18 protein-coding genes, 1 pseudogene and 1 CRISPR repeat array are annotated in these 20,671 nt (G+C 43.4%); of the genes and pseudogenes, 15 read left to right on the top strand and 4 right to left on the bottom strand.

Features of this window, described 5'->3' with window-relative positions; all coding sequences use genetic code 11:
* Window positions 1–7 precede the first annotated feature (7 nt).
* Complete coding sequence (locus tag PY04_RS00660) at window positions 8–1,063, top strand: glycosyltransferase (protein WP_014733255.1); 1,056 nt, start codon at window positions 8–10, stop codon at window positions 1,061–1,063.
* Here PY04_RS00660 and PY04_RS00655 read toward each other — a convergent pair.
* Window positions 1,050–2,720 (bottom strand): DUF4910 domain-containing protein, encoded by a 1,671-nt coding sequence (locus PY04_RS00655; protein ID WP_048055854.1) that lies wholly within the window; start codon window positions 2,718–2,720, stop codon window positions 1,050–1,052. The genes PY04_RS00660 and PY04_RS00655 overlap by 14 nt on opposite strands.
* A gap of 94 nt (window positions 2,721–2,814) precedes the next feature.
* On the opposite strand from PY04_RS00655, the gene PY04_RS00650 reads away from it, so the two are divergent.
* The 8 genes from PY04_RS00650 to PY04_RS00615 all read left to right on the top strand — a co-directional run bounded on the left by PY04_RS00650 (window position 2,815) and on the right by PY04_RS00615 (window position 9,110).
* Window positions 2,815–3,183 carry a cupin domain-containing protein gene (locus PY04_RS00650; protein WP_014733253.1) on the top strand — a complete coding sequence of 123 codons (369 nt, stop codon included), beginning with the start codon at window positions 2,815–2,817 and terminating at the stop codon, window positions 3,181–3,183.
* Between the two features lie 89 nt (window positions 3,184–3,272).
* Window positions 3,273–3,602: a transcriptional regulator gene (locus tag PY04_RS00645; protein ID WP_014733252.1), complete on the top strand. Its 330-nt coding sequence runs from the start codon at window positions 3,273–3,275 to the stop codon at window positions 3,600–3,602.
* An 82-nt stretch (window positions 3,603–3,684) separates the two neighbouring features.
* On the top strand, window positions 3,685–4,152 hold the full coding sequence (locus tag PY04_RS00640; protein WP_014733251.1) for an Lrp/AsnC family transcriptional regulator: 468 nt from the start codon (window positions 3,685–3,687) through the stop codon (window positions 4,150–4,152).
* Window positions 4,153–4,160: 8 nt separating this feature from the next.
* Window positions 4,161–6,719 (top strand): DUF5814 domain-containing protein, encoded by a 2,559-nt coding sequence (locus PY04_RS00635; RefSeq protein WP_014733250.1) that lies wholly within the window; start codon window positions 4,161–4,163, stop codon window positions 6,717–6,719.
* Window positions 6,695–7,285, top strand: coding sequence for an exosome complex RNA-binding protein Csl4 (locus tag PY04_RS00630; RefSeq protein ID WP_048055853.1), 591 nt, complete (start codon window positions 6,695–6,697; stop codon window positions 7,283–7,285). The genes PY04_RS00635 and PY04_RS00630 overlap by 25 nt, the downstream gene beginning before the upstream one ends.
* On the top strand, window positions 7,282–7,941 hold the full coding sequence (locus PY04_RS00625; protein WP_014733248.1) for a DUF2067 family protein: 660 nt from the start codon (window positions 7,282–7,284) through the stop codon (window positions 7,939–7,941). The genes PY04_RS00630 and PY04_RS00625 overlap by 4 nt, the downstream gene beginning before the upstream one ends.
* Complete coding sequence (locus PY04_RS00620) at window positions 7,901–8,194, top strand: DNA-directed RNA polymerase subunit L (protein ID WP_014733247.1); 294 nt, start codon at window positions 7,901–7,903, stop codon at window positions 8,192–8,194. Before PY04_RS00625 ends, PY04_RS00620 begins: the two co-directional genes overlap by 41 nt.
* A gap of 19 nt (window positions 8,195–8,213) precedes the next feature.
* Window positions 8,214–9,110, top strand: coding sequence for a DNA cytosine methyltransferase (locus tag PY04_RS00615; protein WP_014733246.1), 897 nt, complete (start codon window positions 8,214–8,216; stop codon window positions 9,108–9,110).
* Window positions 9,111–9,271: 161 nt separating this feature from the next.
* On the opposite strand, the pseudogene PY04_RS09420 reads toward PY04_RS00615, so the two are convergent.
* Window positions 9,272–9,481 (bottom strand): annotated as a pseudogene (locus PY04_RS09420) (SAM-dependent tRNA/rRNA cytosine-C5 methylase); the annotation flags it as partial.
* Window positions 9,482–9,513: 32 nt separating this feature from the next.
* Window positions 9,514–10,830: an ATP-binding protein gene (locus tag PY04_RS00605; RefSeq protein WP_014733245.1), complete on the bottom strand. Its 1,317-nt coding sequence runs from the start codon at window positions 10,828–10,830 to the stop codon at window positions 9,514–9,516.
* A gap of 204 nt (window positions 10,831–11,034) precedes the next feature.
* A CRISPR array of direct repeats spans window positions 11,035–11,610; the repeat unit is 29 nt; unit sequence CTTTCCATACTATTTAGTTCTTCGGAAAC.
* Between the two features lie 633 nt (window positions 11,611–12,243).
* On the opposite strand from PY04_RS00605, the gene cas1b reads away from it, so the two are divergent.
* The 4 genes from cas1b to PY04_RS00585 are packed head-to-tail and all read left to right on the top strand — an operon-like array spanning window position 12,244 to window position 16,048.
* Entirely contained in the window at window positions 12,244–13,197 is a 954-nt protein-coding gene (gene cas1b / locus PY04_RS00600; RefSeq protein WP_014733244.1) for a type I-B CRISPR-associated endonuclease Cas1b, read from the top strand.
* On the top strand, window positions 13,197–13,457 hold the full coding sequence (gene cas2 / locus PY04_RS00595; protein WP_014733243.1) for a CRISPR-associated endonuclease Cas2: 261 nt from the start codon (window positions 13,197–13,199) through the stop codon (window positions 13,455–13,457). Before cas1b ends, cas2 begins: the two co-directional genes overlap by 1 nt.
* Entirely contained in the window at window positions 13,454–13,942 is a 489-nt protein-coding gene (cas4, locus tag PY04_RS00590; protein WP_014733242.1) for a CRISPR-associated protein Cas4, read from the top strand. Before cas2 ends, cas4 begins: the two co-directional genes overlap by 4 nt.
* 3 nt (window positions 13,943–13,945) lie before the next feature.
* Complete coding sequence (locus tag PY04_RS00585; RefSeq protein ID WP_014733241.1) at window positions 13,946–16,048, top strand: CRISPR-associated helicase/endonuclease Cas3; 2,103 nt, start codon at window positions 13,946–13,948, stop codon at window positions 16,046–16,048.
* Window positions 16,049–16,057: 9 nt separating this feature from the next.
* On the opposite strand, the gene PY04_RS00580 is transcribed toward PY04_RS00585, so the two are convergent.
* Entirely contained in the window at window positions 16,058–17,290 is a 1,233-nt protein-coding gene (locus PY04_RS00580; RefSeq protein ID WP_014733240.1) for a 2,3-bisphosphoglycerate-independent phosphoglycerate mutase, read from the bottom strand.
* A gap of 254 nt (window positions 17,291–17,544) precedes the next feature.
* Here PY04_RS00580 and cas6 point away from each other — a divergent pair, with 254 nt between their 5' ends.
* Window positions 17,545–18,270 carry a CRISPR-associated endoribonuclease Cas6 gene (gene cas6 / locus PY04_RS00575; protein WP_048055851.1) on the top strand — a complete coding sequence of 242 codons (726 nt, stop codon included), beginning with the start codon at window positions 17,545–17,547 and terminating at the stop codon, window positions 18,268–18,270.
* 4 nt (window positions 18,271–18,274) lie between these two features.
* Window positions 18,275–20,671 (top strand): type III-A CRISPR-associated protein Cas10/Csm1, encoded by a 2,397-nt coding sequence (cas10, locus tag PY04_RS00570; RefSeq protein WP_014733238.1) that lies wholly within the window; start codon window positions 18,275–18,277, stop codon window positions 20,669–20,671.

Below are 20,671 nucleotides of genomic sequence, written 5' to 3'. Positions count from 1 at the left end.
TATAATAATGAAAGTCTCAGTTGTTATACCTACCTATAATGAAAGAGATAATCTTGAAGAGCTCTTCTCGAGAATAGATAACGCGCTGAAAAATTATGATTATGAAATAATTATAGTAGACGATGATTCTCCAGATAAAACTTGGGAAAAAGCCCAGGAATTGGCCTCAAAGTACCCTGTCAAGGTTATCAGGAGAATAAATGAAAGAGGATTGTCTTCTGCCGTAATAAGAGGGTTCAAAGAAGCAAGTGGAGACGTTCTAGTTGTTATGGATGCTGACCTCCAACATCCTCCAGAGGTTATACCAGCGTTGTTAAAGAAAATTGAGGAAGGTGCCGATATAGCGATTGCCAGTAGGTATGTAAAAGGGGGAAAGGTAGAGAATTGGCCTCTCTACAGAAAGCTTATTTCAAAGGCGGCTATTATGATAGGAAGGGTTGCATTACCCAAGATAAAAACAATAAAGGATCCAGTAAGTGGATTCTTTGCATTGAAAAGAGAAGTTGTTGAAGGTGTAGTGCTTAATCCGGTCGGTTTCAAGATACTCATGGAGATCCTCATCAAAGGGAATTATTCAAAAGTAGTCGAAGTGCCGTTTACTTTCGGAACTAGACTTACTGGAAAGAGCAAGCTTAAGGGAAAAACAATGCTCAACTATCTGAGACACATCTACAGGTTAATGAAGTGGGAGGGAGAGATCGACAGGATAATTAAGTTCTCTATAGTTGGTCTTTCTGGAATTCTCGTTAATGAAGGCTTCCTTTGGCTCTTCGTTAAGCTTGGCCTCTCGAAGGAGGTGGCAGTTATCCCTTCAACGGAGCTTTCAATAATAAACAACTTCATATGGAATGACTTGTGGACGTTTAAAGATGTAAAGAAGGGAAGCCTAGCTTCAAGGTTAGTGAAGTTTCACCTCGCGGCATTTAGTGGAGCAGTTGTCCAGTTCGTAATATACTGGGTCTTACTCTTCCTTGGTGTATACTACCTGTTCGCGAACCTCGTTGGAATAGTGTTTTCGTTTATAGTAAGGTATATCGTAAACAGGCATGTCACATGGGGCTGATTATATTCAGTTCTTCTAGTATCTTTACTGCCTCTTTTACTCTATCCTCCTTTATCTTCCCGTATTCGTCCCTCAATGCTTTCCATGCTTTTTCTTCTTTGACTCTCTCACTCAGCATTAAGAACTCATGTATGTGGACTATAGTCATTCTCCCGTCTTCATAGATGTCCTTCAGCCTGTTGGCGAGCTTTTCATTTATGTACTCGATCTTCTTTGTGCTTATTATCCCCCTATCCTTCCACACTATCCATCCATCCTCTTCAAGTTCATGCCCCATGTTTAGACCAAGGAATTTTGAATCCCTCGCTAATCCATCCATGACAAAACTTTCTGCCACCTCTATTTTCCTCTCAACTCCCAGCTCTCCTAGATATTTCATAGTGTATCCCCTTGCAACTCTCTCCAACTCATCTTTCTCTGCCTTTGCCAGGAAAATGGCAGTCGAAAGCACGGCCTTTCCTATTATAGAGAGGCTTTCAAGGCTCAGCTTTTCTGGAGTATCCGCTGAGGTGTGGTAGTAGTTGTCTGGCCAGGTTATTGGCATTATTCCCGGAACAGAGAAGATGTTGAATATGTCGTGGTCACTTCCCATCTCATATGGATAAGCCTTAAACTTCATTCTGGGTAAGGGAGATCCGGAGAAGCTACTTCCTCCGGAATTGTATTTCTCGATAAACATCTCTGCTATTCCTGAGATTATCGAAAATCTTGAAAGTGGAGTTCTCACGAGCATTATGGTTGAGTTGGCCCTATCTTCGCTACCTCCAACCATGTCCAGGTTTATGTTTGCATAAAACTCTTCAGTCTTCACCTTAGGAATGAAGGCCTGAGTTCCATGGTATTCCGGGATCCATAAGAATGCGAACCCAACTCTTCCCTCAACTTTACTGAGGATTCTTGCCAACTCTATCAACATAGCCGAACCGGATGCGTTGTCGTTTGCTCCGGGCTTTGGATGGCATATGTGGGCTGAGAAGAGAACATATGGTGGCTCTCCGATCTTTGCATAAACTATTGGAAGGTCTCTTTTTGTCAGTATTTTAGTTTCAACCCTTACCTTAACCCTAACTCCTCCCTTCTTAGCTTTTCCTATCATATCACTCGCAACGCTCTCTGGGACTGTGAGGGCTGGAATTTTTGCCCACTCTAAATCTTTCTTAGTCAAGAAGAGACCGATGTATGGAAAAGCATTTCCAGTTCCCTTCCTGTAGGCAATAAAAGCCTTTGCTCCGGCCTCGTTGGCCTTTTTGTAATAATCTCTCCACTTTTCGCCGACTAGAACGATCTTTCCCTCAGCTTTCTCAAAGTCTTCTTCGCTGAAAATTGGTAAGACTTCTCCTTCGGCCTCCCCAGGTGGGGAGTGTGCCATTACTAAAAGGGGTGAATCCTTGGTTGTGAAGGTTTTGTTTTCATAGCTAAGCTCTCCTTCAATGATATCCCACGCTATAGGGGAAGGGAGTGTCAGGTGGTATCTTTCTCCGTCATATACATCGGTTATCATTTTTGCATCGACTCCGATCTCCTCCAGCCTGTTAAGAACGTACTTGGCGGCATCCACAATCCCCTGAGACCCCTGGATTCTGTGGTACCTACTTATGCTCACTACATCGTTGAACACGTTTTCAACGCTGAACTCCTTTACTTCTTGGATTTCCATGTATATCACCATGTTAAAATCAAGATTTGATCTAAATATTCTTTGCGAAGCATTTAAATACACTCATTCGGAAGCATACATCGGTGGTACGAAAATGTACATTGGACATATTAATGATACCCCTGAAAAGGATGTGCCAAATGCCAAAGAGACGACAATAAGATGGCTGATAAGCCCAAAGGTTGGGGCAAAGAACTTTGCAATGAGGTACTTTGTAATCAAAAAGGGAGGAGAGATCCCAATTCACCAGCACGACTGGGAGCATGAGATATTCGTTGTGAAGGGTGAGGGGTACTTAACTAAGGATGGCAAGAACTGGTTCAAGGTTGTTCCTGGCAGTTACATTTATATACCTCCAAATGAGCCCCATGGCTACAAAAATGAGGACTCCGAGACGTTTGAGTTCATCTGCATAATTCCTGCAAAAAGAGAGGCAATTCCAGATGACGAATGGGCAGAGTGATATCATTTTGGCATTCCTAATTTTGGAAACCTTTTTAATTTCTTTACACGAATTTGTATATGAAGCCGATCATTCGTAGGTGGGAAGTTATGGATTCAGGAGAAGCCTTAGAAAAACTCGAGGCCTTATTACGAGTAATAGGTTTGAAGAAGAATGAGATTAGAATATACAGACTTTTGGTTGAGAAAAAAAGAGGAATGAGAATAAGGGAGATTCAGAAAGAGTTGGGTATAAGTGAGAGGAGCGTAAGGGCTCACGTTCTCAGTTTGTATAGAAAGGGTCTTCTCAGGAGAGAATTAATACAGCGTGGGTGGCTTGGATATGTTTATCTTCCCGTTTCTCCTGTAGAGATACTGCAGAAGATAAAGGCGAGCATAATTCAAAGAATAGAAGAGCTTGAGAAGGAGTTTAAGAGTTGATCCATTTATGAACGTTTTAAAAAGTATCACTCCATATAAGAAAAGCTAAAAACCATCTCAACGTATTTTACTAAGGTGAAAAATGCCAGGCGTTGATGAGATCGATGAAATAATAGTTAGAGAGCTTAAGAAAAACGGGAGAATAACCCTAACAGAACTGGGAAAGAAGGTAGGTCTCACAGCCTCTGCAATAAAAAACAGAATTGAGAAGCTTGAGAAATTGGGAGTTATTAAGGGATATTCTGCAGTTGTCGATCCCTCCTTCTTTGGGGAGTTTATAACTGCCATAATAGAGGTCGAGTTAGTTGAGCCGGATTCTCAAGAGTTGTCCAAATTACTTAGACCAATCCTTAGGATGGAAAGCATAAATGACGTTTATAAGAAAACTGGAGAGTTCCAACTAGTTATAAGGGGAACCTTCAAGGACGTTGATTCTCTTAATGGTTTTTTAAAGGATCTTAGGGGTATCTATCTAAAGAACCTTGCCAGGAGAACGAGAGTTTCAATAGTCCTCGAGAACTTTAAAGAGAGTGGGGTAATCTTGAAGTAGGTGGTGAGATGCTATTCGTAATAAGGAGGGGGCGTAAAAAGGGAGAGCTTGAGGCATTCATAATTGAGAACCCCCCTGAGAAGCTCTCTCAAATAAGGAATATCAAAGCTGATAGAGTACTTAGGCTAATAATGCGAGATGGCAGGTTATTCAAGGTTCTCGAGGGAAGCCAGTATAGGAATCCCAAGGAGATTGAGAAGCTATTAAGGAGCTCAAGGATAATCCTTGCTGACGCTGATGAGTGGGAGGACTACTTTAGAAGAAAGCTCATGAACAAGAATGTTGAAAAAGCAAGCCTATGCAGACTGTGTCTCATAAATGGAAAGATAACAGTACTAACCGAGGGAAACAGAATAAAGTACAGGGACGAATACATATGTGAAAGCTGTGCGGAGGAAGAACTGAAGAACGAGCTTCGAATTAGATTCAATTCCCTTGGAATGCTCGAACAGGCAAAAAAGCTACTTGAGAAGTTCAGAGATTTAGACAAAGTTCTCTATGCTTTCGACCCGAGGTTTGACCCAACGGAGCATCCAGAAGTAACAAAGTGGGATGAGCTAAAGGCGAAGCGGGTGAAAGTTGAAAAGCTCACGATTGACGAGCTCAAAATACCTGAAAAGTTCAAGGATGTGCTGAAGCTTGAGGGAATAAAAGAACTGCTCCCTGTCCAAGTCTTGGCAATCAAAAAGGGTCTTCTTGAGGGGGAGAATCTCCTTGTAGTCTCAGCCACCGCCAGCGGAAAGACGTTAATTGGAGAATTGGCAGGTATTCCAAAGGCATTAGAAGGAAAGAAGCTCCTTTTTCTAGTCCCCTTAGTTGCCCTGGCCAATCAAAAATACGAAGATTTCAAGAGGAGATACTCACGACTGGGCCTTAAGGTTGCAATAAGAGTTGGAATGAGCAGAATAAAGACAAGAGAGGAACCTGTAGTCGTTGATACGGGAATAGACGCCCACATCATAGTGGGAACCTATGAGGGAATAGATTATCTCCTAAGGGCCGGGAAGAAAATAGGGAATGTGGGAACGGTAGTAATTGATGAAATCCACATGCTTGACGATGAGGAGAGGGGACCAAGGCTGGACGGGCTTGTTGCTAGGCTGAGGAAACTCTACCCAAGGGCCCAGTTCATAGGACTCTCGGCCACAATAGGAAACCCGGAAGAACTCGCGAAATCCTTGGGAATGAAGCTCGTTCTCTACGACGAGAGACCTGTGGATCTTGAGAGGCACATAATAATAGCGAGAAATGAAAGCGAAAAATGGAGGCACATAGCAAAACTCTGCAGAGCGGAAGCAATGAGAGTCAGCTCCAGGGGATTTAAGGGACAAACAATAGTCTTTACCTTCTCCCGAAAGAGATGCCACGAGCTAGCCTCCTTTTTAACGGGCAAGGGATTAAGGGCAAAGCCCTATCACTCTGGCCTTCCCTACAAGCAAAGAAAAATAACAGAGATGGAGTTCCAGGCCCAAATGATAGATGTTGTCGTGACAACGGCAGCCCTAGGAGCTGGTGTTGATTTCCCAGCGAGTCAAGTTATATTCGAGAGCCTGGCAATGGGAAACAAGTGGCTTACCGTTAGGGAATTCCATCAGATGCTTGGAAGAGCAGGAAGGCCTCTTTATCATGAAAAAGGTAAAGTCTACCTTATAGTGGAGCCGGGGAAGAAATATTCAGCTCAGATGGAAGGGACTGAAGATGAAGTGGCGTTAAAACTTCTAACATCTCCAATAGAGCCAGTAATAGTTGAATGGGGAGAAGAAATGGAAGAAGACAACGTGCTTGCCCACGCATGCGTTTTCAACAAACTTCCGGTAATTGAGGAAGTTCACTCCCTAACTCTCGGGGCCTCTCAGAGTGCTGAAAATGTCTTAAAAAAGCTTGAAGAGAGGGGATTCGTTAGAATACATTCAACCAGGGTTGAAGTTACCCCCTTTGGAAGGGCAACGAGCATGAGTTTTCTCCTACCCAAGGAAGCCGAGTTCATAAGAGACTCCCTCGATTCCTTGGATCCGTTGGGAATTGCTATAAGGCTGTTCCCCTTTGAGAATGTTTATTTGCCAGGCTTTCTTCAGAGAGAGCTGGAAAGTGCCGTTAGGGGAAGGATAAGCTCGAACATATTCTCAAGCTCATTCACCTCTATCCTAGAAGAGCTTGACAAAGTGATTCCAGAGATAAGCCCAAGCGCTGCGGATAGACTGTTTCTAATTTACCAAGACTTCTTTAACTGTCCGGAACAAGATTGTACTGATTTTGCAATGGAAAGAATCGCGAGGAAGATAGTGGAACTCAGAGTTAATGGCGGAGAACCCTCAAAAATCTCTGAGCACTTCAGGAAAGTTTATGGATTGATAGTATATCCCGGAGATGTTTTTACATGGCTCGACGGTATTGTCAGGAAGCTTGAGGCCGTTGAGAGAATAGCGAGCGTTTTCAACAAAAAGGAAGTCGCCAGGGAAGCTTCTATAGTGAGGAGGGAAATAGAGGAGGGGAGAAGGTTTAAAGTTGGGATGACCAATAAGATATCGGGAGGGGGAGAAAATTGGACGAGAAGAAAAGGGCAGTAAAAGAGGGAGACTTTGTCCTTCCGGGTGACTATCTTGGAGTTATAGAAGAATACCTGCCTGGAGAAGGCGTAATAGTGGAGGACGGAAACCTGTACTCTACCAGGGCAGGTTGGGTTAAAATTGATAAGGATAAGATAGAGATAAGCCTGAAGCCCGCCTCTTCTACACCCCCAATCCCAAAGGTAGGGGACATAGTGTACGCGAGGGTTATAGATGTAAAGCAACAGGCAGTCCTCCTGAGAATGATAAAGATCGAAGGTAAGGACAACAGGGAGATAGCAACATCAAAGCTTGCCGGAATACACATTTCGCAGGTCAAAGATGGGTTCGTTGAAGATTTGAGGAATGAATTTAAGATAGGGGACATCGTCAGGGCTAGGGTAATAACTGATGAAAAGAGCCCAATACAGCTCACAACCAAAGATCCAGACCTTGGAGTTGTCTATGCCCTTTGTTCCAAATGCAGGACTCCTCTTGTTAGAAAGGGTAACCAGCTCGTCTGTCCAAAGTGTGGCAACGTTGAAACGAGAAAGCTCTCCACACTCTACAGGAAGGTGAAGATATGAGGGCAAAGAAAGTCATAGTGATCCACGTGAGGGATGACGTTGAGAAGGAAGAATTCATGAAAGAAGTACAAAGGCTAAACCTTTCAGCCTTCGTCTACATCCATGGGAAGCTAGACTCCCTTAAAGTAAACGTTCAAGGGACAAAAGATGAAATAAGGGAAGCAATTAGAGCAATAAGAGAGGCCCACAAGAGGGTTAGGGGAAGACTTTATCCAGACAGGAAGGGGCTTTTCACTTATTACCCAGATGACATATTCAGAGAGGCGAGTGCCAACATTTCACTTCCAATCCTCCTGAAAACTCTAGAACTTCTGGGAGAAACAGTGGAGACTAAGGAGGATTACATAAAGACCTCAATGCCTTGGAGAGAAATAGTAGATCTAGTTAAAAGGTTAAGTCAGAACCTGGAGCAGATAGCCCTACAGACGACGAGACAGATAAGAGAGGTAGTCGTTCCGGTTTCCGTGGCATATGATATTGACCCGGAAGAGCTACTCGACATGCTTGTAGACTTAGGGCTGGCTGAGTACAAGGAGGATAAGTTTAAATACGAACTAATAAAGAACAAGGAGCAGGCCCTTAAGGAGCTGTTAGAATATCTAGAGGGTGAGGAAGATGAAGATAGAGGTCATAAAGAGGGAGGAGAACCTGCTTGAGTTCTATCTAGAAGGGGAAGATCACACGTTTGCCAACCTCCTCGTTGAAACTCTAAGAGAGAATCCACACGTGAAGTTCACAGCATACACAATAGAGCACCCAATAACGATGGCTAGGAAGCCGAGGTTTAGGGTAGTTACGGATGGGAAAGTAACGCCAGAGCAAGCCTTAGAGGAAGCTGCAAAGAAGATATTCGAAAGAGCAAAGGAAACACTTGAAGTGTGGGAGAAGGCAATCAAAAAGAAAAAGTAGCCTCTCCTTTTCTCCAATCATGAAGGTTCTTGACTTATTTGCGGGAGCTGGGGGCTTTTCCCTGGGATTCAAGCTTGCAGGATTTAAGATAGTAGCGGCTGTTGAGAACTTCAAGCCTAAAGCCAAAACGTACACCCTGAACTTTCCTGACGTTAAGGTTCATGTTAGTGATATAAAATCCTTAAACCCAAGAGAGTTCCCGAGCGTTGACATCATAATTGGAGGGCCTCCATGTGAGCCTTTTACCGCTATAAATCAGAAGAGGAAGGAAAATCCCAGAGACAGGTTGTACAAAGATCCAATAGGCAGACTTGTTCTGGAGTTCATAAGATTTGTTAGGGAATTGAAACCAGAGATATTCATCATGGAGAACGTTCCACAGATAATGGAGCTGGAGGATTATCTTGTAAAAGAATTCGACAGGGCGGGATATTCAGTAGAGTTCAACATTTTGAATGCCTTAGACTATGGTGTCCCTCAGATAAGGAGGAGGGTTTTTATTTCGAACATTAAGATAAGACCAAGAAAAGTTAAAGGACCGAAAAAAGTCTGGGACGTTCTTAGTGATATTCCTCCCAACCTTCCAAACCACGAGTTCTGGAATCCCCCCTCTAAGATAGCTAGGAGGATCCCTTACCTAAAGTGGGGAGAAGGGGCTCAGGGCTTTGGAAGGTTCAAGAACTGGATCAGATTACACCCCTATAGGCCCTCTCCTACGGTTAGGGGTAGTAGTAGGTTCGTTCATCCATTCGAAGACAGACCCTTGACTGTAAGGGAACAAGCAAGGCTTATGGGATTTCCAGACAATTTCGTCTTCCTAGGTGGAAGAAATGTGCAATTTGATAGTGTTGGTGAAGCTGTTCCTCCCCCTCTGGCTAGGGCAATTGGAGAGGCCATTAAAAGCAAATTCCTCTAGTCCTTTTGAATAGTGCACCAACGGCTTTAGGCTTTAAATTAAATACCGAAAGCCTGCTTTTTCTGCGCTATTTAGTTCTTCGGAAACTTGGAACAAGAAGCACAACTGTTATGCTCTTTTGTGTATTGTCCCCGAGCCGGTACAGGGAGCATCGAGTAGGATTCGTTCTCCATCAGCTGTGCCATGTGGCTCGTCTTCCCACTGGGGGCGGCGGCCATGTTTGCGATGGTTTCACCGAGTCCGGGTTCAAGGGCAACGGGCGGGTACATCGAGCTGACCTCTTGAATGTGGAGAAGTCCGCTTAGGTATTTAGGGGTTGAGGTTATCGAGAACGGCTCCCTCGTCAGGCAGAAACCCTCCCTCGCCCAGGGACGTGCCTAAACTGGAACCTGGGGGTTTAAAATTATATTGACCTTCTGCTCTTCTCCAGGCCATAGAGGTAGAGCGATGTTGGGATAACATCCTGACCGAGCTCGTCCTTCGAGAGGTAGAGCACCGGAAATGGGTAGCCCTTTCGCTTCACCCGGCCGTACTTGACCTCGATGCCGAAGAAACCCCCATCCCTTATGACAATGTCGCACTCCTTCGAGCCGTTGTAATAGAATCCTGCAAAGGCGTGCTTCTCCCTGAGAACCGGCTCTTCAAGGTGCCAGATAACGTGAGACGCGACGGTGTGCTCCACGAGCCACTCAATGTTGCCCTCGACGAACTCCACCGGCTCCTCCCCGAGGTAGACGGCGAGGGCCGTCGCTATGAGTGGGCTCTGGAAGATTATCTTTTTCTCCTTCCTGTGAGCGTGGCGCTTTCTGGTTACGTCCCATGCCTCCAGCGTGTATAACACCCTCGCCCTCTCCAGCGTTGAGAGATACTCCCGCACTGTCGGGTGGGAGACCCCGATTTCCCGGGCCAGGCTAACGTAATCAACCCTGTTGCCCCTCAGCCGGAATATGGCCTCAAGGAGTTCCCTTGCCGTCTCCTCACTCTTTCCGGACTTTGCGATTTCCCCGAGGATGAGGCGGATCAGCTCCTCGTACCGCTCTGGCTTCACCTTCCCATCGCGCCTGAACTCCAGAACCGCCTCTGGAAAGCCACCTGTCTGGAGGTAGGCGTAGAAGAGGCCTTCAAGCTCTTCATACCAAGGGAAGAGCTCATCGACATCGGGCTCCCTGTAGGTGAAGGACACATCGGGTAGTTTGGGCCTCATGAAGCGCGCGAACTCGCGGAAGCTCAGGGGGTTGAAGTAGTACTCGTTGCCCTCTATCCCCCTCCCGGGAAGGAGCTCGCTCTCGCGCTTCAGCTCCACCGGGTTCGAGCCAGTGGCGACGGTGGTTACGCCCTCCTCGCCGAGCTCCTTGAGAAGAAGCCTCCAGCCCCTCAGGTAGGTTATCTCGTCGAGGAAGACGTAGAGCTCACCGTGTCTGAGCCTCAACTCGTCTATGAAGGCCCTTACCTCTCCCCCCGTGAACCTGTCGCAGGGAATGTAGGCTATCCTTCTCGGGTCCGTGCCGTTCTCGATGAGGGCCTTTATCAGCGTCTTGATGTAGAAGCTCTTGCCCGCCCGTCGGATTCCCCTGAGAAGTGTTACGGAACCCTCCTTCACCTCAACGCGCTTCCTCGGAATTATCTCCCTGGTCCTCGACAGGTCCCTGTCCTCTTTCTCCCAGCCTTCGCTCTTCCACCAGGGGTTGTGCTTCACGAGCCTAACTATCTTTATCGCCATATGTGAAAGTCCGCTTTCATAATTTATAAGATTTGTGAAAGCCTACTTTCACAAAGGGCCGATTTTATGAAAACGGACTTTCACAAATCACACCATCTGTGAAAGTGGAAGTTTCATAAAATCGGACAAAAGGGGTAAGAATCAAAAACCCTTCGAGGAACCTTTCGGCGCCCTCGAGGTCGTTCTCGCGGGCTAAAGGGAACTCTTTCTATACTATTTAGTTCTTCGGAAACTGCCCAGAAAACCAACCTCGGCGATTTTGTTATCCTTGAAGTCCTTTCCATACTATTTAGTTCTTCGGAAACCACAAAAATGTACATGGGTGCTGCACCCGATGGACAACTTTCCATACTATTTAGTTCTTCGGAAACTTGGATATCTGAGGTTGTTAGCGTTTTTGAAGAGGGCTTTCCATACTATTTAGTTCTTCGGAAACTGATTTGTTTTCAAAAGACATAAAAGAGAATTGGACACTTTCCATACTATTTAGTTCTTCGGAAACCGGTTAGAGATGGCATTATATCAGTCGAGCAGGCAACGTCTTTCCATACTATTTAGTTCTTCGGAAACTGGTGGTTCGCAGTAGTTACATATAGAATTGACGGTAATCTCTTTCCATACTATTTAGTTCTTCGGAAACTTTGCTGCTCGCTAGTATTACCGACCGACCCACCATTTACCAGCTTTCCATACTATTTAGTTCTTCGGAAACCATACAATTGGTGATCGGCAATGTATGAGATAAGGGAAACTTTCCATACTATTTAGTTCTTCGGAAACTTTGGGTTTTTTTTGGTTGTTTTCCTTCATTACTCCCTCCCCAAGGCTTAAATAATTTACCCCTTCAGGAAACCCGTGCTACTGCACTCCCTTTATAAACCCAACCCTAAAATGAAGAACTCACGAAAACTCTCTCACTAACGAGTGGAGGATTGTGAATAGTTAAAACGAGAATTCAAGAAATCGAAGCATGTTGAAAATGAAAAAATTACCTAAAACCAAGAGAATCCAAAAACAATGCTTAACTAGACCTCCTAGACTATCCAATTTTGGGGTCTCCCGCCTTCACTCCCTAATTAGACTTATGAGAACCCCCAGTTTTCAAATGTATTCAATTGGCAGGGAATTACTACTGGCGGGGTAATCTGAAAACTAAATCAGTTTTTATGGTCTTATTCTTGTTTTACTTTCTCATTATTGCTTGTTTTTTGAATCTCGACCCCGAGCAGTGCTTCAATCCTCGAGTACTCAATGCATTAACCCCAACTCTACAAATGAAAAAACCAGCATAACACAAAATAACACCAACCAAACAAAAAAATAACACAATATGAAAATGTGAATTTTGGCTCAGATTCGTATATTTTATATACAAAAAAGTCACAAAGATTATTATGTAGTAGGGGTGTTTATATGAAAACACCTATATACATAACCCAGCCTGGTATATTGGAACGTAAGTCTAATACTCTGTTTTTTGTTAATGAGAATGGAAAGAAAGCATTGCCAATAAACACTATAAGTGAAATTCATTGCTTTAGGCCAGTGACTTTGACAAGTGGAGCAATAAAGTTGTTAGCAGATAATGATGTTCCTGTACATTTTTACAATAAATACGGCTACTATAGAGGTTCCTTTATGCCAACTGAGTCCCAGGTTAGCGGGGCAATAGTGATAGCTCAGGCCGAGCATTATCTCGATGATGAAAAGAGAGTATACATAGCAAGGCAGTTTGTTGAGGGGATTAAGGCCTCTACGATAGCTCTTCTGAAATCTCAGAGTGTTGATCCAATGTTCATAGAGGAAATTGAGGTTGAGGGTTCTTCTGCTCAAGAGCTTATGGGGATTGAAAGCAAGCTCTGGCAGGAATTCTATAAGGACTTTTCTGGGATGCTGAAGTATTTTTCTTTTGATGGGAGAAATAGAAGACCTCCGAGGGACGAGGTAAATGCTATGATAAGTTATGGGAACTCTGTCTTGTACACTGTGGCGTTGAGTGAGATTAGGAAAACATATGCCCATCCAGCCATAAGTTTCCTTCATGAGCCTTTGGAGCGGAGGTATTCTCTGGCCTTAGATATAGCTGATATTTTCAAGCCTATAACAGTCTTCAGGGTAGTGTTAAGGCTTGTGAACAGGAGGATGATAAGGGAGGAACACTTTAGAAGGGATGTTGGTGTTCTGCTTAGCAATGAGGGGCTTAAGATTTTCCTTAAGGAGCTAAATTCTGAACTAGAAAGGAAGGTACTTCATCCGAGGCTAAAGAGGAAGGTCTCTGTTAGGTATCTGATGAGACTTGAAGTGTATTCTCTTGTTAAGCATTTTCTTGGGGATAGGAAGTACAACTCCTTAAGAGCGTGGTGGTGATGTACGTTATAGTCGTCTATGATGTTAATGTTGAGAGGGTTGTAAAGGTCAACAAGTTACTAAAGACGTATCTTTATTGGAGGCAGAATAGTGTTTTTGAGGGTGAACTTAGCAGGGCTCAGCTTTATGATCTTGAGAGGAGGCTTAGGAGGATAATAAATCCTGATGAAGATTCTGTGCTGATTTATGTCCTTCCTTATAAAAGCTTTGATCTTCACGTTATAGGAGTTGACAGATCTCCGGTGGAGATGATTCTATGAGGATTACGGGGCTTATGGTTCAGTATTACTTCACATGTAAGAGGGAGCTTTGGTTCTTTTCTAGGGGGATAAATTTTGATTTTGAAAACGAGGATATGCTGATTGGAAAGATTATCCACGAGGAGTATTATGATAGGGAATGGAAGGAAATCCTCCTAGAGGATATAAAGATAGATGCCTTAAGCACAAAGAAGGGGCTTAAAGTTATAGAAATAAAGAAGAGTTCTAAGCTTGAGGAGCCTGCAAAATGGCAATTAAAGTATTATCTGTACTATCTGAGAAAGGCTGGTGTGGAGGCTGTTGGTGTTATTACTTATCCCAAGGAGGGAAAGAGGGAAGTTGTTAAGCTAACCGAAGAAGATATTAAAACTCTGGAGGACGCCTTAAAGGATATTGAAAAGATAGTCTCATCTCCAACTCCTCCTAGACCAGAAAAGAAGCCATACTGTAAGAAATGTTCATATAGAGATTTTTGCTGGGTGTGAGGGATGGAGTGGGGGGAGCTTGTAAGTCTTATGAAGTCCAAGTTGGGAAAGCCGGATAAGTCCCTATATGAACACAGTAAGAACGCCGAGATTATAGCTGAAAAACTTCTAGATGGACTGGAGATAAGGGATGAGGTTAGGTCCTGCCTACTCAAGCACGTCTTTCTGCATGATGTTGGAAAGCTTGATGATAGGTTTCAAGAGAAGTTGGTTGGAAAGAGAAAGTCCTCTCCTTCACATGCATTTTTGGGAGTTGAGCTTGCTTCTAGGTTTCTCGAGTGCGAGGAACTTCTGAAAAAGATTGCACTTCTCTCAATTTTAACCCATCATTCGGACTTTCATGAGGGGTTGTTTCAGAATGAGATCGACGAGGAGGAGGTACTGATAGTCGACGGTAAAGTTATTTCCGAGCCAGCGAATTTTGTTATGGAGCTCAGAGAGTGGGCTGGTGAAATTTTTGGATGGAATGATAGGATTGGAAACTACAGCACGTTAGACTTGAGAAATCTCTATACCCTTTTTAATGGTGTTCTTAGGCTTTCTGATTGGATGGAGAGTTCATCTCTTTCTCCCTCAATTTACTTTACAGACGAGGGTTTTGTGAGGGGGAGAGTGGAGGATTATCTTATAGGGAGGGGATTTAGGCTCAGAGAGTATCAAGAATTTGTTATTGGAAAAGGGCATGGGTATTTCCTTCTACCTACGGGGGATGGTAAAACTGAGACAAGCCTCCTGGCTACTCCTCCTGGGGTTAGGAAAATTATCTACACTCTCCCAACGATAACTACGGTTGAAGCGATGAGAAAGAGGTTCGAGGCGATTTTTGGAAGGGATAACGTTTCCTTTGGTCACAGTCTGATATTCTATTCTCTCTATAAGGAGGGGAGGCTTGAAGAGAAGATAGTAAACAAGTACGCAATGAAAGGGATTCATGTCTCGACGATAGATCAGTTTCTTCTGGCCTTCCTTAATCATCATAAATTCTCGGTTAAAGAGTTCGCTTTAAGGAATTCCCACTGGATAATTGATGAGATTCACTCTTATCCACCATTTACTCTCGCCTTAATACTAAGTGGGATAAGGTATGCCGTTGAGTATCTTGGGGCAAAGGTCACCGTCATGTCCGCAACTTTACCTTCTCCATTAAGGGAGAAACTTAAGGATCTTGGGCTGAGAGAGATAATTCCCTTTGAAAAAGTGAGAGAGAGGTATGAGAGGAAGAGAAGAGTGAGGGTTAAGGTGTTTGATTGTCCAGTACTTGACTATATTGAGGAAATAGCAGATGAAAGAGGACTGGTCTTGGTTGTTGTCAACACAGTTAGCAGAGCCAGGGAAGTATTTAGAGAGTTGAAAGAGAAGAGAGATGATGTCTACTTATTCCATTCAAGGTTCACGACGTCAGATAGGGAAAAGAAAACCAAGTTGGTGGAGTCCTTGGATTCTGGAATTCTCGTTGCTACTCAAGTTGTTGAGGTTTCGTTGGATATAGACTATGATGTCTTATACACTGAGGTTTCACCCTTGGATTCTCTTATTCAAAGGTTTGGCAGGGTTAATAGGAGAGGAAGGAAAGATGGTAGGGCTTACATTTTCATCCCAGAAGGGAAAAGATTCTATCTCCCATATGATAAGAAATCCGTTGAAGTTTCTATGGGCTTAGTTAAAGAGCTCGAGAGTGCAGAGAGTGAGTTGGAATATTTGAGACTGAATGACAGATTTTATGAGGAAATATGGGACAGATATGAGGGTGAAATAAAGAGAAACATCTTGGAAAGGGAGTATCTAATAACGATTCATAGGTTCGGGATCTCGGATAGGCTGCTATCATCTAGGGACACTTTCATAACGGTTCCCGCAATTCCAAAGAATTTCTGGGAAAGTGTTGTCGAGCTTGCTGAGAACTGGGGGAAGCTAAGTGAAGAAGAGAGGGTGAGGGGAATGGTTTATGTAATAGAAAATACCGTAAATGTTCCAATCTGGGTGTTCAATGAACATAAGATTTACGATGAAAACGTGTATTCAAGGTTTGGTGTATTTGGTGTAGACCTTGATTATAATTCAGAGGAGGGCTTGCTTGAGGGAAAGGAAAAAGAGATAATATTCTAAAACCGAGGCTCATGCTCCAAACTTTTCTGTTCTGTTCATTAGATCCATCATTATCGGGACTATGTCGTGCCCCCTTATTCTTCCAAGCCCTCCTCTCATAGCTTCTCTCTCACCGAAGCTCTCGGTGTAGTCTGTTCTAACTCCTCCACCAGCTATGAGGAGCGGGACTGGATCGCCACTGTGGTTCATGACTTCACATGGGGTTGAGTGGTCTCCCGTTATTGCAATGACAACCTCTTCTAGGTCAACGTTATCAACTATGTACCCGATCATCCTATCAGCCTTCTCTATCATCTCTGCTTTGAGCTTTGGATTGTTATCGTGGCCAGCTGCATCAGTTGGCTTGAAGTGAAGGAATACGAAGTCGTACTTCTTTATCAAGTCGACAACAGCCCTTGCTTTTGCCATCTCGTCAGTGTTGTACTCTCCTGTAGCTCCCTCTGGAGTGTAAACGTCGAAGCCTATTGCCCTCGCGACTCCCTTAACTAGGGCAACTGCAACAACTGCCGCGGCTTTTACCTTCCACTGCTCGGTAAACTTCATTGGAATGTTAGGATATGTTCCTGCACCCCTTATGAGGAGGTAGTTTGCAACGGGTTTCCCTTCTTTTCTCCTCTTCTCATTTATTGGATGCTTTTCTAAGACTTCATGTGCTTTCCTAACGAACTCCTCAAGTATCTCTGCAACTTTCTTACTTTCCTCATCTTGCCACGAGAATTTGTGAGGGGGTTTCCCTGCTTCGTGGGGATCGTTTTCCCCAACTCTATATCCGGAGGCCATCCCCTTAAGCACTAAAACTGCTCTATGTCCCGTTGCTCCCTTAAAAATGAAGTCTACTCCTATATTGACTTCTTCTTGAATTGCCTTCGCTAGCTCGTGGGCTTCTTCTGTGCTTATCCTTCCCGCTCTCCTGTCCGTGATTATTCCATTTTCTAAGGTCGCGAAATTGACCCTAAATGCTAAATCATTCTCGTCAAGGTCTAGGCCAACACCTAGGGCTTCAAAATATCCTCTTCCTCTGTAGCTCTTGTAGGGGTCGTATCCGAAGATGCTTAGGTGGGCAGTATCACTTCCCGCTGGCTGACCGGGCTTTATAGGATCTTGCTGTCCAAGGATTCCGATTTTAGCTAACTTATCCATGTTTGGAGTGTTTGCGTATTCGAGGGGAGTTTTTCCGTTGAACTCTTTTATTGGTCTGTCTCCGAGTCCGTCTATAATCACGAGTATTCCCTTTCTCTTCACCTTTATCACCAACAGTGGATTATATCATCCTTTTATTATAGTTTCTTTGAATTTTATGACAGCTTGGTCATCTATACTGTATCATCTCCGTTTAGAATGACCGAGGAATTAAAAATCTCATGAAAATATAGTTAGGCCACAATAAATTGGACTTTCTCTGTTTACTTGTCCGGGGAAATACACTCGGAAAAGTTTTTGACTTCGGATGGTAACAAAAGATTTTAATACCAATTAGTCCTACACAAAGTATTGCCATGAGATTGAAATTGTCATTCGTACCAATTAATGGTAACATAATTATTGATAATGTCTCATTAAATAAACACGCTGTTCAGGGGTTCATATATAGCTTACTGAAAGGAAGCAAATACGAAGCAATGCATGATGTTCCAAAGTTCAAGTTTTTCACGTTCTCTGATGTGTTTAGGGATTCTAGAGGCTTTTACACCTTGCTTATCTCATCCCCGGACAGAGAATTCATCTTAACATTATATGAGAGGTTAAAAGGAAAGGAAAAGATATACATTGGGAAGTATGAGCTTAGGCTTATCGAAGTGAAGAAGTTTTCCCTGAAGCTTAAAAAAGCGTTCCAAACTGGATCACCTGTGGTTCTCTATAGAGACTCAAGAAAAAATGAATACTTTAAGCTTCACGAGCATAGAGACTTGAGGTTCTTCCTTGATAGGCTCAAAGAAAATGCTGAAAAGAAGTTCAACGCCTTTTATGGGGATGAGTTCTACCTCGATGGTCCAATATTTGATAGGCTCATTCCTAAGATCAGGAAAAATGGAAAGATCGATGTCTACGTGAAGGTCATAAAATGGGGAGTTCCCTTTGCCGTTATAGGGAGTAACTGGGAGCTTCTGGAGAAAGAGAGAATAAAGCCAGAAGAAAGAAAGTTCTACAAGTTTATAATGGAAGCGGGACTTGGAGAAAAGAATTCTCTAGGTTTTGGATTTTTAAACCCAATAAGGAGGTGATTTTTTGAAAGTTGAAGAGCTTATATCCTTAGGTGCCCTCCTTCATGATATCGGAAAGCCAGTTCAGAGGGCAAGGTTGTATGAGGGAGACCATAGCATTCAGGGATGGAGGTTCCTCAATGATTTAGCAGAGGATATGAAAGGTGCAAAAGATAAAATTAGACTTCTCAAGGTTCTTTCTTTGTTCTCTAGATTTCATCATAGAAGTCACTTGGGGGATTCATCTGCTTTGGAAAAAGAGATCTCAAAAATTAGGGGAATACTGGAGGATTTAGGTCTATCTGAAGAAGATTTGAAGGTTGCCCTTTATCTAGTATATATTGCTGACAACATATCCTCGAAGGAGAGAGAGGAAGGAGGCAGATATGACATAACGAGGCCATTAAGGTCAGTCTTCAACAGAGACTTATCATATCCCGTCACTAAGTTTGAAATAAAAGAACCCTTGAGATTACCAATTCCCGAAGAAATTGAAAAAGTTAGCCCCGAGCATTATAAGGAAATTGTTGAGGATCTAAGAAGAGAATTGAAGGATATACCGCTGAAGGTTGATGCTCTCTTGCCGACTCTCGAGATGTTCTTCACCTTCGTTAGCTCTGCAACCACTAAAGGAAACGTCGTGTCTTTGTATGACCATCTGAGAACAACAGCCGCCATAGCTTTGGCACTATACAATTCTGGTTGTAGACCAAGAACCCTTAGAGAGGCTGAAGAGTGCAGTAAAAAGGAGAATATACTTTTGATAGAAGGAGACTTCTCTGGTATACAAGATTTCATATATGGAGTGAGTGGGAAGGGTACTCTGAAGTACCTGAGAGCTAGAAGCGCCTACCTTGAATTGTTGAGTTGGGATATTGTGCTAGAAATCTTGGAAAGATTGAACCTGAGCTTGGCTAATTTGATTTTCAATGCTGGTGGTCACTTCCTAATAATATCTCAAAACACTCCATCTGCTACAAATAAGCTTGAAATTCTGAGGAAGGAGGTTGCAAAGTGGTTGTGGGAAAAGTTTGAGGGGAAGTTGTATCTTGCTATAGAGTGGCTTCCCGTTAGTGGGGAGCAACTTATGAAAAACTTTGGGGAGGTGAGGGAAAAGCTAGGTGAAAAGTTGGCAATTAGGAAAGTTAGAAGATTTGAGGAGATTCCTAGTATATTCTCTATTCCTAGAGGCGAAAAACTCGTGGAATGTCAAGTCTGTGGACGGGAGATTCCAGAGAATGACGTGAAAAAGCTTATCCTAGAGGAAGAGGAAATAAGGGTTTGTGACATCTGCTACAACCTTTGGCAGATAGGTGAAGATTTACCAAAGATTGAGGGATTCGTTTTAACTAAGAGAATTAGTTGGGAAGAGGGGAAGATTGGAGAGGGGCCTTTCAGAGTCTTTGTCCCCCATAAGGGCACATATGCCCTGGAGAAGGGAGACTACTTTATGGTAAAGAACACCCTGAAGTATCGGAGAGAAACTGGAGATGCAACGTTCATTCCTTACATAGTGGCTGATTATGCAAAGGAAGTCAAAGATGGTGCTATGACTAGAGTGATAACGTTCGATGAACTTTCGAATGCATCTATTGGTATTAAGAGAATTGGGGTCATAAAGGGAGATGTAGATGATATGGGGGCATTCTTCTCTTGCAGGGAGTCACTATCAGAGTACGCTACCGCCTCTAGGTTCCTGGACTATTTCTTCAAGGTATACTTGAACCATTTGATACTGGGGAAATTCGGTGACGTCATAGGCTACGTTCCATCACTTTCAGACTGGCCAGAGAATCCGAATATAGTAGTGGTGTATGCGGGGGGCGATGACTTCTTCATTGTTGGGGCTTGGAATGAGATCTTTGAACTCGCTTTTAGGATAAGGAATGCATTCAAATCTTACACGGGTGGATGTCTTGGAATTTCAATGGCCCTAGGCTACTTCCATCCGAAGATGCCTATATATAGAGTTGCTGAAGTCATGAAAGAAAGGCTTTCTAAAGCAAAGGAGGAAAGCCTTGAAAAGAACTCGGTATTTGTTATAGATAGGACATCTCCTGGAGGAGAGGGCTTCAGGATATCCTATCCTTGGGATCTTTATATCAAGCTGTGGAAGGAATATGCTGAGAAAATTTATTCTGGAAATGGGAATCTTATAAAGCCACTAAGGGAGAAGAAGAGCATTCTATATAGAATATTGGAATTTAGAGAACTTTATGTTCAAAATCCGGAAGATGTTAGATGGGCTTATCTTTTGGCATACCACTTAAGTAGGCATGAAATTGAGAAAAATAGAACCTTGGCTGATATTTTCCCAGAATTAGTTGGAATAGACGCTGAGGCTGTTGTCAAGGATAAGCCCCAGCCGGTTTACTGGATTGATGGAATTTTGAAAATTATTCTTATGGCAGTTAGGGGGTGA

The sequence above is a fragment of the Pyrococcus sp. ST04 genome (genome assembly GCF_000263735.1).
Lineage (GTDB): Archaea > Methanobacteriota_B > Thermococci > Thermococcales > Thermococcaceae > Pyrococcus.
This window is presented reverse-complemented; position numbering and strand designations above follow the sequence as displayed.